Below are 15431 nucleotides of genomic sequence, written 5' to 3'. Positions count from 1 at the left end.
CGATCGCGCGCCGGCCGGTGCCGGTCATTGCGGCGCGATCTGGGTGACGACCACCCGGCGGACGGCGGCGCGGCCGAACGTCGCGGCCGCCGCCGTTTCGATCAAGTGGTGGATTTCGCGGAAGCGCGGCAGCCGACCATCGGGCCCGCGTGAGAGCGGTGCGCGAAAGGCCTGCATGTTCACCGCGTTCAGCAGCAGCGGCAGCTGCGCGCCGACGTGCGCGGCCTCCGCGTCGCTGACCTCTAGCTCTGCGCTGACGTTGATATAGGTGCTCAACCGGCCATCGGGCATGACGAGCGGGATCGTGATCGCACCGACCGGAATGAAGCTCGTCTGCGCCTGCGCCGCCTCGGATTGGTATTTCTGGACGATCTGCGCGGTGAACGCCCCGGCCGCGCCGAGCATCAACCCGACGGGAAGGATCAGGAATTTCAGCATTGCGACACCGTGCCTGTCAAAAACGGAAACTGGCGTCGCGCGGCAGCGCGGGGGGCTCTGCCAGGGCGACGATGGTGATCCGACGGTTTTCGGGGCGCTCGGGCTGCGAGGGGTAGATCGGCTCGGTGCCCGCCTTTGCGATCACTTCCGAGAAGCGATAGGGCGGCATCCCCGCCGCGATCATCGCGGCGCGGGCGGCCAGCGCCCGCTCCCCGGAAAGCCGCCAGTTGGTGTCGCTGTTGCCGCCGACCGCATCGGTATGACCCTCGATCGCGAGTTGCGCGTTCGAGCGGATCAGCTGACGCGCGACGCTGGTCAGCAGATGGCGGCCGTAATCGTTCAGCTCGGCGGTCGGCCCCCTGAACATCGGATGTTCGGCGGTATCGACCAGATTGACGCGCAGCCCGTTCTGGTCGGGACGGACCTGGACGTTGCGGTGCATGTCGGCCTGCGCCTGCAACGCGACGAGCATCTCGTCGGCGAAGACGCGCAGCGCCGCATCGGGAATGTTGGCGCTGCCGCCGGCCACCGGCTGCGCGGCGGTCGCGCCGACCTCCTCGGCCTGGCCGAGCCTGCGGCCCGCCAGCGCGGTGCCCGAACCCATCGGATTGTTCGACGTGGTGATCGGCGTGAAATAATCGGCAAGGCCTTTCAGCTTGCTCTTGTTCACGTTCGAGATCAGCCACAGCAGCAGGAAGAACGCCATCATGGCCGTCACGAAGTCGGCATAGGCCACCTTCCAGGCGCCGCCGTGATGGGCCTGGTGGCGCTTGGCACGGCCGCGGCGCGGGCGGATGATGGTTTCGGCGGCGGAATCGGTCATGAGGGCAGGTTCCCGCATCGTGAGAGCCGCGGCGGCAGCGACGCGTCGCGGCGGGCAAGGTCAGGTCAATTCCCCGAAGACGCGCTCGATCTTCTCTTTAAGCGCCGCCGGGGCGAACGGTTTCACCACATAATTGTTGACGCCGAGCGTGGCGGCTTCCTGCACCACCGTGCGGTCGGCGGCGCCGGTCAGCATGATGAAGGCGGTCTTGCCGATCACCGGGTCGGCGCGCACCGCCCGCAGGAACTCCAGCCCGTCCATCCCGGGCATGTTGTAATCCGACAGGATCAGGTGGACGCGATCGGTACGGACCGCCTCCAGCGCCTCGGCGGCCTCGGCCTTGTCGCGAATGTCGCGAAAACCAAGATCCTGCAGCGCATGGCGGATCATCGCCCGCATGCTGCCCTGGTCATCGACTACCATCACTTTGATTGCGGAAGCCGCCGGCATGTATTGATCTCCGAAGGTCGGTGTAGGCGGGTCAGGCGGTCTGTGCCTGGGGCGGGGAGGCGGCCAGCGCCTCGCGCGTCTGGTCGAGCGCCTGCTCCAGTTCGCTGAAGCTGGGTGCATAGGCCGATGGCGTGACGCGTCGCGCCAGCTCGACCGCCACCTGGATCGGCATGTGCTGCGCATAGGCGACGACGGCGGTCTTCACGAGCGTATAGGGCTTGTGATCGGCCTCAACCGTCTGTTGCAGCAGCGAGGCGATCGGCCCGACCAGCCCGTAGGCGAGCAGCACGCCGAGGAACGTTCCGACCAGCGCACCGCCGATCATCGCGCCGAGCACCTGCACCGGCTGGTCGATCGAACCCATGGTGTTGATGACGCCCAGCACCGCCGCGACGATGCCCAGCGCGGGCAAACCGTCGGCCATGACCTGGATCGCGTGTTGCGGCCCCATCATCTCGTGATGGTGGCGCTCCATGTCGTTCTCCATCGCCTCGGCAAGCTGATACGGGTCCTCGAGATTGACCGTCATCATGCGCAGATAGTCGCAGATGAAGTGGATCAGCTCCTTGTCCTCCAGCAGGCGGGGATAAGGGGCGAACAGGCTGCTCTGCTCGGGCGCGTCGATATGCTGTTCGATCGCCATCCCGCCGCCGCTGCGGAAGGTGGTCAGCAACGCGAACAGCAGCGCCAGCAGATCGCGATAGTCGCTCTCGCGCCAGCGCGATCCCTTGAACGCGTGAAGGACGCCGGCCAGCGCCTTCTTCACCGTTGCCATCGAATTGCCGAGGATGAAGGAGCCGATCGCGGCACCGACGATCGTCAGCATCTCGTGCGGCATCGCCTCGAGAACCACGGCGATATTCCCGCCCGTCATCAGAAAACCGCCGAAAACGCAGAGCAGGGTGACGACGACACCGATGCCGTTGAGCATGAAGAACTCCCAGACGAACGGCCGAGCGGCCTCCTCGATTATAGGAGTGGGCGGCGGGTCGTCGCCGTTGTCCGGAAAAATATAGTCCGGTCCGGGACGGTCTGCGGTCGATCCTTATAAAATGGGATCAGCCTGCTGCACCGGAGGAAACATGTTGCTCGACGCCTACCGCAAGACGCAATCGCGCACCGCATCGCCCCGCGCGACCGAACATCGGTTGCTCAGCGAGATCACGAGCGAGATGATCGAGGCGCGCACCATGGGGCTGTCGGGTGCGGCGTTGATGCCGCCGTTGCATCGCAATCGTCAGGTGTGGTCGGTGCTGTCCGCGCTGTGCGGCGCGCCGGAGAACCAACTGCCTGCGACGCTGCGCGCCTCGATCATGTCGCTCGCTTTGTGGGTCGGCCGCTATACGAGCCAGGTCGTCAACGGCAGCGAGTCCCTCGACGCGCTGATCGAGGTGAACACCACCGTGATGGAAGGACTGGCGGTCGAACACCCCGCCTGAGCGGCGCCGGTGCGCATGGCGGGGTTGCGGGCGCGACGGTCCCGCCGGGTCGATCGGCCGGACCGCCGTCGCACGGCGTCAGTGATAGGTGGGCGGTGTCTTCGGGGCAGGCGGGACGACCGGATACGGACCGCCACGGTCGTCGCGATCGTCCTTGTGGCGAAACGGCCCGAACGGATCGGGGCGGGCCGGACGCGTCGCGGGGAGCGGCGGGGCGTCGGCGAATCGGGCCGCCCGCGCCACAAGAGCCGCGCAAGGGGGACGTGGCATCGCGCACCTCACTTCGAGCTGAACGCGATCGTCTCGCTGATCTTGCGAAAGGCGCGTTTCGAGATCTGGCGGGCGCGTTCCTTGGAGATGCCGGCGGCCTCGGCGGCGGCGTCGGGATCGGGATCGAGCATCCGCTGCTCGATGACCTTGCGGTCGCGGCGAAGCCGTTCGTGCAGCAGAAGGATTTCGGCATCCAGCTCGGCATTGCGCGCCGGGAACCTGCCTTCCGCGTCGGGGACCCGCCGCTTCGGCCGCGGGCGACGGCGCAGCTGATCCTCGCCGACCAGCCGCAGTTGCTCCATATATTGATCGACCAACGTGTAGAAGGTTCGGCGCGCGAGATAGTCGGACACGCCGGCCTCGACGTCCGCCTCGGCATCCTCGTCCTGGATCAGCGACTCCAGCGTCGCTTCCTCGCCGTCCGGCCCGGTCGTCGCCGCATGGAGCGAGACGGTGCAGGCCTGCACCTTCTGCGCGGATGGGCGCTGATCGGTCATCAGGCGAAAGCGCAGGCTTTGCAGCTCCCCGCGAATTTGCCAGTTGATGAAGGTCGTGAACTGCGCCTTGGTCGGATCATAGGCGATGATTGCGCGGTGGACGGCGATCGCGCACACCTGTTCGGCGTCTTCCCAATGCCCGGCAAGTCCATATTGGTTGATGAAGTGGCGGATGCGCGGCGCCACGATCTTTATGACCCGCGCGAAGGCGCGATCCTCTTCCAGTCGGCGCCGCCGGTCGGACCCGTGGCTTTGGTCCGATCGGGTGGCGATGACGGCGGCGACAGCCGATTCAAGCGCGATGGTAGTCTTGGACATTACACCCCCGGTCGTTCTGACGAGAGGCGGCCCCCGCCCCCTCACACCGCAACGCTAGGACGAAGGTGTTAACCAGACGTTAATTCCATAATTTATCTAATCTTGATTTCCTATAACTTTCAAGCGGCTGGTTGATCGATCTTACTGGGCGATTATTTCCACCGCCCGGACCGCACGCGCGACATAGGCCGTCAGCCACTGCCGGTGCGCCAGAATCGAGTCGCCGGCGGTGGCGATCTTCCGCGCGGCGGCGGCGACTCCGACCTGCGCCTGCAAGAGCCGTCGCGCCCGTTCCGGCGCGATCTGCCCGCTCAGGAAATGGATGGCGTCGGCCGCGCCCAGATGATGGCCGAGATAGGCGATCTGCGTCACGTCGCGGAGGCCGTGGCCCACCGCGATGCCGGCGCGGCGGATCGCCGCGAGATTGTGCTGCGCATAGTCGGCGACCGCGTGGATCGACGCCTCCCCGTCATAGCGCAGCGCCAGCAGCGCCGCGCGCGCTTCGGGCAGCACGCGATCCTGCGGGTCGAGCCAGTGGCGGACGCGCGCGAGCTCGTGCAGCCACGTGCCCTTGCGCTGCGCCTCCCCCAGCCAGGTGCCGGTCAGGAATTGCCCGAGCCCGGCGGCGCTGGAATGCGGGTTGCGGGACAGCGGTCGCCAGCGGCCGTCCGGATCGCGCGCTGCCTCGGCGCCGATGATCGCGGTGAGCAAGGGCGCGGTGAGGCCGGTACGCTTCGCGGCGGCGTCGATCGCCCCTGCATAAGTCGCATTGGCGCCGAGCCCCCCTGCACCGTTCCGCGGATGCCGGTCGCCGGCACCGTCGTCGCGTGGCGACGGATCGTGCGCCGCGTGGCCGGCGAAGGGGGGCGTCGGCGGCGCGAAGGTCGCGCCGACCATCTGCCCATGGCTCAGCGTCGCCAGCAGCGAGGGCAGCGTCATGGCCGCGCTCGCGGTGCGCTCGCCCGGGCGCGGCGACCGCGACGCGCCCGTACCCAGCGCCGCGCGCCACAATCCCTGATCCAGCGGCGCGCGTGCCGCCGCATAGATGAGCTCGGCGCGCTGGCGGGTGTCCAGCGTCGCGGGTTCGATCGCGGCGGTCACGGCTTGGTCTCGCGCGCGGCCGCGTGTTTGCGCGCCGCCAGCTCGTCCATCTCCTGCTGCTCGACCGCGGCGCTCTGCTGCGCGATCCGCTCGCGGTACAGGTCGGCGGCGATGTCGATCGCGCGCGCCTTGCCATAAGCGTCCGCCATCCGCGCCTGGAGCCGGTGCAATTGTTCGTTGGCGGAAACGTTGGCCGCGGCCAGCATGGTGCGCTCGTGCCGCAGCCGCGTCAGATAGCGATCGCTCGGCAGCAGCGGTGAGGCCGCAGCCTCGCAGTGCGCGTCCTTCATCGCGGCCTCGACCCCGGCGTGCGCGGCCTGCGCCCGGCTGGCGGTCTCGACCTGCGTCGCAAGGTCGACGCGCATCGCATCCAGGGTCCGGCGTTGCAGCCGGATCACTGTGTCATAGGGGGTCGCCATCGGGCTCCTCCAGCAGTTTCGCCAGCGCCGCGAAGGCCTCGGCGGCGCGGCGCGGTTCGTGGCGGGGTTGATGCAACAGCGCCTCGATCTGCGGCGCGCGCAGCATGGCGGAATCGACCTGCGGATCGGTGCCGTGGCGATAGGCGCCGAGCCGGATCATCTCCTCCATGTCGCCATAGGTCAGCAGCAACTGCCGCGCGGCGTCGCGGCACCGGTTCTGCTCGGCGTCGTGCGCCTGCGGCAGCGTGCGCGAAACCGACTTGAGCACGTCGATCGCGGGATAGCGGCCGCGCTCGGCGATGCGGCGGGTGATGACGATATGGCCGTCGAGAATGCCGCGCACCGCATCCGCGATCGGTTCGTTGTGGTCGTCGCCATCGACGAGCACGGTGAACAGGCCGGTGATGCTGCCTTGCCCCGGCAGCCCCGGGCCGGCGCGCTCGAGCAGGCGCGGCAGTTCGGCGAAGACGGTCGGGGTATAGCCCTTGGTCGTCGGCGGCTCGCCGCCGGTCAGCCCGATCTCGCGCTGCGCCATCGCGAAGCGGGTGACCGAATCCATCAGGCACAGGACGTTGCGCCCGCGGTCGCGGAAATATTCGGCGATGGCGAGCGTGGTCCACGCCGCCTGACGGCGCATCAGCGCGGGCTCGTCGGAGGTGGCGCAGACCACGACGCTGCGCTGCAGCCCGTCCGCGCCGAGATCGTCCGCCACGAAGTCGCCGAGTTCGCGACCGCGTTCGCCGATCAGCCCGATCACGGCGACGTCGCACGCCGTCCAGCGCGCGAGCATCGACAGCAAGGTCGACTTGCCGACCCCCGAGCCGGCGAACAGGCCCAGCCGCTGCCCCCGGCACAAGGGGGCGAACAGGTCCAGCGCGGTTACGCCGGTTTCCAGCTTGGCCCCGACCCGCGAACGCGCGGAGGCGGGGGGCGGGGGCGCCTTGATCGGCATCGGCTGCCCCCCCGGCGGCAGCGGCCCGCGGGCGTCGATCGGGCGGCCCAGCCCGTCGACGATCCGCCCCAGCCACTGGTCAGACGGGCGCAGCGTAAATTGTCCGGCGATCAGGTCGGCGTGTGCGCCAGAGGCGATCCCCTGCGGATCGCTGAACGGCAGGCAATGCGCGACGCTGCGCTCCAGCCCGGTCACTTCGGCCTCGACCGGGCCGGCCGGGCTCTGGATGCGGATGCGCGATCCGATCCGCGCCGCCCCCATCAGCCCCTCGACCGCGATCAGCGCGCCGCGCACCGCCACCACGCGCCCGTGGCGGCGATCGGGGTCGATCCGGCGCAAGGCGGCGGCGACATCGGAGAGATCGGTCATGACGCTACCGGTCTAGGCGGCGGCGAACCGGTTCAGCGCGACGGTCTCGTAATCGATCAGGCGGCGGCAATCGCCGAGGGCGGCGTAGAAATCCGATGTCGCGATCTTCTGCGCGTAGGACGTGCAGATCGCCTTGGCCTCCAGCCCTTCGAGCGCGTCCAGCAGGTCCGCGATCAGGACGAGCAATGTTTCGCGATGCCGCTCCAGCCCGTCGGGATCGATATAGGCCATCATCGTCGCGAAATAGAGCCGCTTCGACGGGGTATCCGACTCCTCGGGGGTCATCACGTCGCGGCCGCGCAGCAGCAGCGCCTTGTTCTCGAAACAGATCTGCGTGCGCCCCACCGCGCGGAGCACCGCGCCGTTGACGATCATCTTCTCGCCGTTTCTGAGTGTGATGTGAAGCGCCATGCCGCCCGGTCCCCGTTTGCCTGATGGAAACCATTATAGAACCATCACGGTACGTTCCCGGTCAGGCACTAAAGATCGCGGGCGTTTTGGCGGGTCGCCAAGTCTTCCTAGAATGTCGTGGTGGCGGGGGTTCCCCGCGGTCATGATGCTTGGAGAATGACGTGGGCCTCTATTCCGCAATGTCCGCCGGTGTCGCGGGTCTCAATGCGCAATCCGCCGCGATGGGCACGGTTGCCGACAATATCACGAACGTGAACACGGTCGGCTACAAATCCACCACCGCGGACTTCCGCACGATGGTCGGCAGCGGCGCGGGCGGCGGGGACTATTCCGCCGGGGGCGTCAGCGCCGTGACGCGCGCGCAGATCTCGAAGATCGGCTCGACCCAGTCGACCAACAGCAATTCGGATCTCGCGGTCGCCGGCCACGGCTTCTTCGTCGTCAGCGACGATCCGAGCGGCAACGGCTCGGTCGCCTATACGCGCGCCGGCTCCTTCACCGTCGACCCCAACGGCCTGCTGCGCAACACCAGCGGCTATTACCTGCTCGGCTGGCCGACCGACGCGCAGGGCAAATATTCGAACACCGGTGACCTGAAGACGTTGCGGCCCGTCAACCAGACCGCGCTGACCGGCACCGCCGCACCGTCGACCAAGCTGACGTTCCAGGCCAATCTCCAATCCACCACCACCGCGAAGACGGGCTATGCCAATGGCAATCTCGCGACCGGTGCGCAGCCGGCCGATTTCGCCCGTCCGGTCACGGTCTACGATGCGCAGGGTGGCGCACACGAACTGAATTTCGCCTTCATCAAGACCGCGCCGAACACATGGCAGGCGGAGGTCTATGCCCAGCCCGCCAGCGACGTCACCGCCGCCAACGGATTGGTCGCAAGCGGCAAGGTCGTCTTCAACGGCGACGGCAGCCTCAATCAGACCGCGTCCGATGCCGCACTGTTCGGCTCGATCACACCGGCATGGACCAACGGCGCGGGCGCGTCGCCGATCAAGCTGGCGCTCGGCTCCAACGGCGGCACCGACGGCCTGACCCAGTCGAGCGACGCATCGACCGTGACGCTGCGTCAGGCCGATGGCGGGCTGATGGGCAAGGTCACGGACGTGAACGTATCGAAGGAGGGTCTGGTCAGCGCGGTGTTCGAAAACGGCACCATGCGCCCGATCTACCAATTGCCGCTGGCGACCTTTCCCAATGCCGATGGCCTGACCGCGATCCAGGGCAATGCCTATCAACTGTCGGACAGTTCCGGCGCGGCGGCGATCAACCCGGCGGGCGCGCAGTCCGCCAGCACCGTCGTGTCCAAGGCGCTGGAGACCTCCACGGCCGACATCGCCACCGAGTTCACCAACATGATCCGGTTCCAGCGCGCCTATAGCGCCTCGTCGAAGATCATCACGACGGTCGATCAGATGTTGCAGGAACTCAACGAGCTGAAGCGCTGATCCCGTCGCGCCCGCAGACTGAACAAGGAACCCCGTCGTGTCTTTGAGCGATATCCTCGGCACCGCCACGTCCGGCCTGAACGCGTCGCAGGCGGGGTTGAGCTCCGTATCGAACAATATCGCCAACGTCCGGACGCCGGGCTATGCGCGGCAGCAGGTCACGACCTCGACCAACGTGACCCCGGGTGGCGCGAACGGGGTGAGGGCGTCGGAGCCCGAGCGCGTCGCCGACCGCTATCTCGAAAGCGCGGTCTACCGCCGCGGCGGCGAGGCCGGGCGCACCGATGCCCTGTCGAGCGTGCTGGACCGCATCCAGTCGTTCCTCGGCGCGCCCGCCGGCAGCAACAGCGACAGCCTCGGCTATGGTGTGCCCAAGCAGCTCGACACGCTGATCGGCAGGGCGACGTTGCTGACGGGATCGCAGAACCCGCGCCAATACAGCAATGCCTTCGTCCTCAGCGCGCAGGATTTCCTGCAAGGGGTCGGCGGACTGGCCGGGGACGTCGGAGCGGCGCGCGCCGACGTCGCGTCGGGGGTCAGCAGCACCGTCAACCGCATCAACACGCTGCTTCGCCAGATCGACGACGACAATGGCCAGATCGTCCAGCTCCAGCACGTCGGGCGCAGCATCTCGGGGCTGGCGGATCAGCGCCAGACCGCGTTGCAGGAACTCAGCGGGCTGGTCGACGTGACGGTCTCGACCCAGCCGAACGGGCGCGTCACGGTCGAGACCGCGACGGGGCAGCCGCTGCTGGACGACCGGTTGCGCCAGCTCGATTATCCGGGCGGCGAGGGCGGCGCCAACGCCATCTATCCGACCATCGGCATCCGGTTCGCCGACGCTGCGGGCGGCCCCGGCTTCTCGACGGGGCAGAGCATCGACAGTGCGGCGGTGGGGGGCCGGCTGGGCGGGTTGCTGCAACTACGCGACGTGACGCTACCGAAATATCTGGATCAGATCGCCGATCTCGCCAATCAGGCCGGCGCCTCGCTGAACGCGGCGTCCAATGACTGCACCACCGCGCCCGCGCCGCAGACGCTGACCGGGCGCCCCAGCGGACTGACGGGCGCCGACCAGCTTCATTTCACCGGCAAGTCGGTGTTCGCGGTGACTGCGCGCGACGGAACCGTGCTGGCCAAGACGGTGGTCGACTTCGATGCGCTGGGATCGGGCGCGACCGTCGACGATGCGGTGCAGGCGATCAACGCCGGCCTCGGCGGCAAGGCGACCGCGGCGCTGGACGCGACCGGCACGCTCTCGCTGACCGCGAACGTCGGCGGTGCCGGGGTGGTGGTCGCGCAGGATCCGACCACTCCCGGCACGCGCGGCGGAACGGGCTTCGCGCAATATTTCGGCCTCAACGATCTCGTCCGCGTGCCCGGCAACCCGCTGGTGCCCTCGGGGATGCAGGCGAGCGATCCGACCGGCTTCGCGGCCGGTCAGACCGCGCATGTCGTGTTGCGCACGCTCGATGGTCGCGAACTCGCCGGCTATACGATCAACGGGCAGGCCGGCCAGACCTTCGGCAGCGTCGTCGCCGGCCTCAACGCGAGCATGGGGGCGTTCGGCAGCTTCGCGATCGGCAGCGACGGGCGGATCGGCTTCACCCCGTCCGCTGCGGCCGGCGGGGTGTCGGTACAGGTCGACACGGATTCGACCGATCGGCTGGGCACTGGCGTGGGCTTCACCGCGCTGAGCGGATTGTCGGGCGCGGCAGCGCGCGCGCCCGCGGCCCTGCGGGGGGACATCGTCACCGACTCCGGCCGGCTGCCGCTCGGCCGCTTCGACGTGAACGCGATCGTCGGATCGAAAGGGATCGGCACCGGCGATGTCTCGGGCGCGACGCTGTATGTCGATGCGCTCGGCAAGACCCAGGACCGCGGCGCGGCAGGCAAGGCGAGCATCGCCAACATGGCCGCCGATCTGTTCGGCCGGATCGGCACCGATGCCGCGCAGGCCAGCACCGGTCAGCTCGACGCCGCCGCGCGGCGCGACGAGGCGATCCAGCGCCGCGACACCTTCTCGGGCGTCAATGTCGACGAGGAACTCGCCAACATGGTCGTCCTGCAAAACAGCTATTCGGCGGCGGCGCGCGTCCTGACCACGGCCAGCGACATGTACCAGACGCTGATCGATATGGTTCGGTAAGGGAGCAGGGACATGACCAGGGTTGCGACGATGGCCACGCAGGGCACGCTGGTTGCCGCGCTCGGGCGCGCGCAGTCGAGCATCGTCGATGCGAACGTACAGCTCAGCACCGCCAAGCGCGTGCAGAATTACGCCGCGCTCGGCGACGATACGCGCCGCGTGCTGTCCGCCTCGACGATGCTGGCCGAGCAGAAGGCGCAGGGCGCGGTCGCCAATCGCGTCCAGACGACGCTGAGCTTCTACGACAGTGCGCTCAACGTCATGGACAGCACCGCCACCGACCTCAAGACCAAGCTGCTCAAGGCGGTCGGCGACGGCAATGGCAGCGCCGTCAACCAGATCGTCAGCGAGTCGTTCGCCGCGATCGCCGGGGCGCTCAATACCAGCGAGGCCGGAACGCCGATCTTCGCCGGCAGCCAGACCGACGGCAATCCCTTCCGGCCAGCCACCCTGTCGGACGTGGCGGCGCTCGCCTCTCCGGCCGATGCGTTCGCCAACGACGATCGCCGCGCCAGCGCGCGGCTCGAGAACGGGGTGGACATGCGCTATGGCATCACCGCCGACGAGGTCGGGACCGATCTGGTCAAGGCGTTCCAGACGCTCGCCGGGCTCGGGTCGTTTTCCAAGCAGATGACCAAGGCGCAGGTCGACGGGCTGAACGCGGCGATGAGCCAGCTCGATGACGGCATCGTCGCGGTGCGCACCGCCAATGGCCAGAACGGCGACCGGCAGAATCTGGTCGACTCGATCGTCAAGCGGTCGGACGACCGCATCGGCGTGCTGATGGGCGTGATCGGCGACGGGGTGGATGCCAATCTCGGCCAGGTCGCGGCGGACCTGTCGACGCGACAGACGATCCTGAATGCCTCCTATTCGGCGTTCGCGCACCTCAACGATCTGTCGCTGGTCAATTTCCTGCGGAGCTGACCCGCACCCGCCGCGCAAATGACAAAGAGGGGCACGGACCGCGACGTCCGTGCCCCTCTTTCGGTGCGGCGGGTGTGTGGCTCAGTCGCCCGCGATCATGTCGCCAATGTCCCCCGCGGGGCTGGCGGACGGCATCGCCGCCATCGCCTTGGCGAAGACCGCCGGCGTGACCACCGCGGGAGACTGGGTGATCGCGGTGAACACCGGCCCGCTCGGAAGCCGCGCGAAGGCGGTCTGATATCGCGCGCGCAGCGCGGCCAGCGCGGCATCGTTGTGCAGCATCGCCAGTGCGATCGCGCGGCGCAGCACCACGACCTGCCCGACCTTGCCGAGCGGTCCGGTCGGCAGGCTGCCCTGCGTTTCGGCGACGACCCGCGCCCAGTCACGCCGCTTCCACGCGAATTCGGCGCGGATCGCGGCGCCGTCCGGAACGTCCTGCAACACCGCCTCGGCCTCGGCGGTGCGGCCGAGCAGGTCGAGCGCCACCGCCACGACCCGCCGACGGTCGATCTGCATCGCCGCGGTATAATCGGGACGTTCGCTGTTCCGGATCGCCGATAGCGCCCGGTCCGGCCGACCGGCGAGGATGTAGAGCGTCGCGACCTTCGCCGACAACGGCCCCCGCGCGAGGTCGATCGCCGGATCGTCGAGCCGGTGCTCGAGCAATTGCGCCGCGCGCTCGTAGAGCCCGGCGCCCTGCAACCGGTCGGCGAGGCCGTTGACGATCGTGTCGCCCTCCGCGCCGCCGGGCAGCAGATCGCGATAGTCCCAGATCAGCCCGGCGGCGCGGTCGAGCGGTACCGGACTGGCCGGACTGGCGGCCGCCGCAATCTGCATCTGCAGGTCGGTGAGCAGCGTCGCATCGGTCATCGTCGCCGGAAAGAAGCGGAACAGCGCCGCGCCATTGTCCAGCATGCTCGCAAGATCATGTTCGCGGGTGGCGAGGTCATAGGCGAGCCGCAACGCGCGCGCCTCGATCCGGTCGCCGCGCCACGTATAGCGAAGCTGGTTCAGCTGGCGCAGCAGCACCGGCGGCTTCGCCCAGCCATGCGCCGCCGCCAGCTCGATCTTGCCGAGCTGCGCCTCGGTGCGGGTCGCCGGATCGCCCGCGGCGACCGCGCGGTCGAAACGCTCCCGCGCCGGCGCGACCTGATTGAGCGCGGCCAGCGCACGGCCGCGCAGCATGTTCGCCCGGCTGTCGGAGTCGGGAAGCGAGGAAAGCCACTGCAGCGCGTGCTGCGGTTGCCCGGCCTCCAGCGTCACGCGACCGGCGGCGAGCAGGAAGGCGGAGCGCGCCGTCAGCCGGCGCGCCTGGATCGCGGCGGCGGCGCAATTGACCGTCGGCAGCGCCTCGCCGGCCCGCCCGGCGTCGGCCAGCGCGCGCATCCGCCACGCGCAGGCTTCGGGATTGTTCGGCAGGCCGCCGGTGCCCAGCGCAGCCACCGCCGGGTTCGGGCGCTGCGCCAGCGTCAGCGCGGCGCCGTAAGCGAGCTGCCAGTCGTCGACGAGCGCGAGATCCGGCTCGTCCGACAGCATCACCTCGAGCACGCCGATCGCTTCCTGCCCGCGCGCCGATCCGATCAGGCTGCGGGCATAGGCCCAGCGCGTGCGTTGGCGGTCGATCCCGCGATCGTGCGCCAGCGCCTGCCAGATCTCGCCCGACGGCAAAACGACCCAGCTTCTGGCCGACAGTCCCGGCCGGTCCTGCGCCAGTTCGGCCGCGAAGCCGACCAGTCGCGGATCGACCGGGCTCATCAGGCTGTCGGGCGGCGCGGCGTTCGGCGCCGGATCGACCGGCTCGGCCGCGGGCGCGGCGGCGACCAGCGCGGTCGCGAGAAGCAGATGAACCTTTGTCATGTGATGATCCCGAACAAAGCGAGGCTGGCGACCACCGCGCCGCCGGCGAAGCTCGACAAAGCGAACAACAGGATCGTCCCCCGCCCGGCCTTCGCTTTCTTCGGCGCGCGCGCGCCGGCGGCGGCGGCGGCGGCGGCGGGCGGCCTGGGATCGTCGCGGCGCCGCGTGGCTTCCCCCGGGACGCCGGCCGTCATGCGGACGCGCTCGGGACGCTGAACTTGGCTCACGGCAAAACTCCACGCTGCTCCGTCTATTATAGAAGAGGTCGCGGCCTTCGGTCGGGCTGTCCCATCTTCCATCGCACGTCGGCGGAGCCCGTCATGAGCCTAGCCCTTCTTCTCACCCTTGCGCTGGCCGCGGCGCCCGCCGCCGATGAACGCGATTTCCGCCGCAATGAAGGGGGCGTCGACACCGCGATGACCGGCAGCGACGCGCGCTATGTCTGGCTGGACGAGATCGTGCTTCCGATCTTCGGCGAAAGCCAGATGGAGGGAAAGGTACATGTCCGGTTGGTGCTCGATGCGGGAGACAAGGCCGGGGCGGCGGCGGTGCACGCCCGGCTGCCGCGTCTGCGCGCCAGGGCGCTGTCCGCGCTTCTCGAATTCGCGCGGCTCAACGCCTCGCCCTATGCCGCGCTCGACGCGCGGGCGCTGAGCGTGTCGTTGAACCGCGCGCTGCGGGCGGAGGACCGGCAGATCGCGCGCGTGCTGATCGCGCGCGTCCGCGTCGACGACGGTTGAGCGCCGCCGCTCACCGTGCGGCGGGCACGTCCGCCGTTCCGTCACGCGCCGCCGCCTCCGCTGCCGAGGCGTCGGCGGCACGGTTCGCGGTCGATCGCCGCGCCGGGACGGTCGGCAGGCGCGGAGCCGTCACCGTCGGGCGCGCGATCCGCGCCACGTCGCCGCCCGATCGCGCGGCGGTGCGGGGCAGGGACGCGGAGGCGCGCGCGACGGCGACGCGCGGTGTCGGGCGCTCCGCCGCGGGCAGCACCGCCGGCCGCGATACGGGATGCCCGGCCAGCGCCATGCTGAGATCCGCCGCCGCGCCCGACGACATGCTCGCCATCAGCAGCGCCGCCGAGCGGCCGCGCATCTTGCGCGCGATGTTCAACTGGACATCGGGTGCCAGCTTCTCGAAGATCGGCGCAGCGCGATTGGGCTTCATCGCCTGATAGATGTGCGCCAGATCGTCATAGGCGGTGTCGCCGCTCGGCGTCGCCGACCCGCCCGCACCGTTCGGATTGGCCTCGGCCGATTGCAGCCGCTGCTCGGCGGCGCGCTGTGCCTCCTCGCGCAAGGCGAGCGCACGCTTGCGACTGGCCAGATTCTTGTCGATGTCGCGCATCGCCTGATCGATCGACTGGCCGAGCCGGGTAGGTTGGTCGGACGGCGGCAGCGGCGTCATCATCGCCGTCGCGCTCATCGCGTTGGCGACCATGCTGATCGTGGCCGTCGGGATCATCAGGACGAGCAGCGACGGTCGGCGCGAACGCTTCACGGCACGCGCTGGGACCGGCACCGGCGGATGCACGGCGGACGGGGCGGCTTTGGG

At 69.2% G+C, this 15431-nt stretch carries 17 protein-coding genes; 5 read left to right on the top strand and 12 right to left on the bottom strand.

Features of this window, described 5'->3' with window-relative positions; all coding sequences use genetic code 11:
• Positions 1-24 precede the first annotated feature (24 nt).
• The 4 genes from FHS97_RS07915 to motA are packed head-to-tail and all read right to left on the bottom strand — an operon-like array spanning position 25 to position 2642.
• Positions 25-405: a hypothetical protein gene (locus FHS97_RS07915; protein WP_184035512.1), complete on the bottom strand. Its 381-nt coding sequence runs from the start codon at positions 403-405 to the stop codon at positions 25-27.
• A 49-nt stretch (positions 406-454) separates the two neighbouring features.
• Positions 455-1261, bottom strand: a complete 807-nt coding sequence (locus tag FHS97_RS07910; RefSeq protein WP_184035509.1) for an OmpA/MotB family protein — start codon at positions 1259-1261, stop codon at positions 455-457.
• Positions 1262-1321: 60 nt separating this feature from the next.
• Complete coding sequence (locus FHS97_RS07905) at positions 1322-1711, bottom strand: response regulator (RefSeq protein ID WP_184035506.1); 390 nt, start codon at positions 1709-1711, stop codon at positions 1322-1324.
• A gap of 31 nt (positions 1712-1742) precedes the next feature.
• The gene (motA, locus tag FHS97_RS07900; protein ID WP_184035504.1) at positions 1743-2642 is read right to left on the bottom strand and encodes a flagellar motor stator protein MotA; all 900 of its coding nucleotides are present in this window, start codon (positions 2640-2642) and stop codon (positions 1743-1745) included.
• 151 nt (positions 2643-2793) lie between these two features.
• On the opposite strand from motA, the gene flaF reads away from it, so the two are divergent.
• A complete protein-coding gene (flaF, locus tag FHS97_RS07895) occupies positions 2794-3150 on the top strand; it encodes a flagellar biosynthesis regulator FlaF (protein WP_184035500.1) in 357 nt (118 codons plus the stop codon).
• A gap of 278 nt (positions 3151-3428) precedes the next feature.
• On the opposite strand, the gene FHS97_RS07890 is transcribed toward flaF, so the two are convergent.
• The 5 genes from FHS97_RS07890 to FHS97_RS07870 form a co-directional block, all read right to left on the bottom strand.
• On the bottom strand, positions 3429-4235 hold the full coding sequence (locus FHS97_RS07890; protein ID WP_184035497.1) for a sigma-70 family RNA polymerase sigma factor: 807 nt from the start codon (positions 4233-4235) through the stop codon (positions 3429-3431).
• A 141-nt stretch (positions 4236-4376) separates the two neighbouring features.
• Positions 4377-5336, bottom strand: a complete 960-nt coding sequence (locus tag FHS97_RS07885) for a peptidoglycan-binding protein (protein WP_184035494.1) — start codon at positions 5334-5336, stop codon at positions 4377-4379.
• The gene (locus FHS97_RS07880) at positions 5333-5755 is read right to left on the bottom strand and encodes a hypothetical protein (protein ID WP_184035490.1); all 423 of its coding nucleotides are present in this window, start codon (positions 5753-5755) and stop codon (positions 5333-5335) included. The genes FHS97_RS07885 and FHS97_RS07880 overlap by 4 nt, the downstream gene beginning before the upstream one ends.
• Positions 5739-7076, bottom strand: a complete 1338-nt coding sequence (fliI, locus tag FHS97_RS07875; protein WP_184035487.1) for a flagellar protein export ATPase FliI — start codon at positions 7074-7076, stop codon at positions 5739-5741. Before fliI ends, FHS97_RS07880 begins: the two co-directional genes overlap by 17 nt.
• A gap of 12 nt (positions 7077-7088) precedes the next feature.
• Complete coding sequence (locus tag FHS97_RS07870; RefSeq protein WP_184035484.1) at positions 7089-7487, bottom strand: flagellar biosynthesis repressor FlbT; 399 nt, start codon at positions 7485-7487, stop codon at positions 7089-7091.
• Positions 7488-7648: 161 nt separating this feature from the next.
• On the opposite strand from FHS97_RS07870, the gene FHS97_RS07865 reads away from it, so the two are divergent.
• From FHS97_RS07865 to FHS97_RS07855, 3 genes are read left to right on the top strand one after another with little or no spacing between them, the layout of a single operon-like run.
• Positions 7649-8947, top strand: a complete 1299-nt coding sequence (locus FHS97_RS07865; RefSeq protein WP_184035481.1) for a flagellar hook-basal body complex protein — start codon at positions 7649-7651, stop codon at positions 8945-8947.
• A 37-nt stretch (positions 8948-8984) separates the two neighbouring features.
• Positions 8985-11096: a FlgK family flagellar hook-associated protein gene (locus FHS97_RS07860; RefSeq protein ID WP_184035478.1), complete on the top strand. Its 2112-nt coding sequence runs from the start codon at positions 8985-8987 to the stop codon at positions 11094-11096.
• 12 nt (positions 11097-11108) lie between these two features.
• Positions 11109-12023 carry a flagellin gene (locus FHS97_RS07855; protein WP_246346531.1) on the top strand — a complete coding sequence of 305 codons (915 nt, stop codon included), beginning with the start codon at positions 11109-11111 and terminating at the stop codon, positions 12021-12023.
• 81 nt (positions 12024-12104) lie between these two features.
• Here the strand turns inward: FHS97_RS07855 and FHS97_RS07850 are convergent, their stop codons facing one another.
• Both FHS97_RS07850 and FHS97_RS07845 read right to left on the bottom strand, forming a co-directional pair.
• On the bottom strand, positions 12105-13880 hold the full coding sequence (locus tag FHS97_RS07850) for a tetratricopeptide repeat protein (protein WP_184035475.1): 1776 nt from the start codon (positions 13878-13880) through the stop codon (positions 12105-12107).
• Entirely contained in the window at positions 13877-14107 is a 231-nt protein-coding gene (locus tag FHS97_RS07845; protein ID WP_184035473.1) for a hypothetical protein, read from the bottom strand. Before FHS97_RS07845 ends, FHS97_RS07850 begins: the two co-directional genes overlap by 4 nt.
• Before the next feature lie 93 nt (positions 14108-14200).
• On the opposite strand from FHS97_RS07845, the gene FHS97_RS07840 reads away from it, so the two are divergent.
• Entirely contained in the window at positions 14201-14620 is a 420-nt protein-coding gene (locus FHS97_RS07840) for a hypothetical protein (RefSeq protein WP_184035471.1), read from the top strand.
• A gap of 10 nt (positions 14621-14630) precedes the next feature.
• Here the strand turns inward: FHS97_RS07840 and FHS97_RS07835 are convergent, their stop codons facing one another.
• On the bottom strand, positions 14631-15377 hold the full coding sequence (locus tag FHS97_RS07835) for a MotE family protein (protein ID WP_184035468.1): 747 nt from the start codon (positions 15375-15377) through the stop codon (positions 14631-14633).
• Positions 15378-15431 lie beyond the last annotated feature (54 nt).

It is taken from the genome of Sphingomonas endophytica (assembly GCF_014199415.1).
Lineage (GTDB): Bacteria > Pseudomonadota > Alphaproteobacteria > Sphingomonadales > Sphingomonadaceae > Sphingomonas > Sphingomonas endophytica.
This window is presented reverse-complemented; position numbering and strand designations above follow the sequence as displayed.

What these genes read in the sequence shown, in the direction of transcription:
- flaF (WP_184035500.1), top strand. Translation starts at nt 2,794, where the DNA reads ATGTTGCTCGACGCCTACCGCAAGACGCAATCGCGCACCGCATCGCCC.
- FHS97_RS07880 (WP_184035490.1), bottom strand. Translation starts at nt 5,755, where the DNA reads ATGGCGACCCCCTATGACACAGTGATCCGGCTGCAACGCCGGACCCTG.
- FHS97_RS07840 (WP_184035471.1), top strand. Translation starts at nt 14,201, where the DNA reads ATGAGCCTAGCCCTTCTTCTCACCCTTGCGCTGGCCGCGGCGCCCGCC.
- FHS97_RS07915 (WP_184035512.1), bottom strand. Translation starts at nt 405, where the DNA reads ATGCTCGGCGCGGCCGGGGCGTTCACCGCGCAGATCGTCCAGAAATAC.
- FHS97_RS07850 (WP_184035475.1), bottom strand. Translation starts at nt 13,880, where the DNA reads ATGACAAAGGTTCATCTGCTTCTCGCGACCGCGCTGGTCGCCGCCGCG.
- fliI (WP_184035487.1), bottom strand. Translation starts at nt 7,076, where the DNA reads ATGACCGATCTCTCCGATGTCGCCGCCGCCTTGCGCCGGATCGACCCC.
- FHS97_RS07890 (WP_184035497.1), bottom strand. Translation starts at nt 4,235, where the DNA reads ATGTCCAAGACTACCATCGCGCTTGAATCGGCTGTCGCCGCCGTCATC.
- FHS97_RS07870 (WP_184035484.1), bottom strand. Translation starts at nt 7,487, where the DNA reads ATGGCGCTTCACATCACACTCAGAAACGGCGAGAAGATGATCGTCAAC.
- motA (WP_184035504.1), bottom strand. Translation starts at nt 2,642, where the DNA reads ATGCTCAACGGCATCGGTGTCGTCGTCACCCTGCTCTGCGTTTTCGGC.
- FHS97_RS07910 (WP_184035509.1), bottom strand. Translation starts at nt 1,261, where the DNA reads ATGACCGATTCCGCCGCCGAAACCATCATCCGCCCGCGCCGCGGCCGT.
- FHS97_RS07905 (WP_184035506.1), bottom strand. Translation starts at nt 1,711, where the DNA reads ATGCCGGCGGCTTCCGCAATCAAAGTGATGGTAGTCGATGACCAGGGC.
- FHS97_RS07855 (WP_246346531.1), top strand. Translation starts at nt 11,109, where the DNA reads ATGACCAGGGTTGCGACGATGGCCACGCAGGGCACGCTGGTTGCCGCG.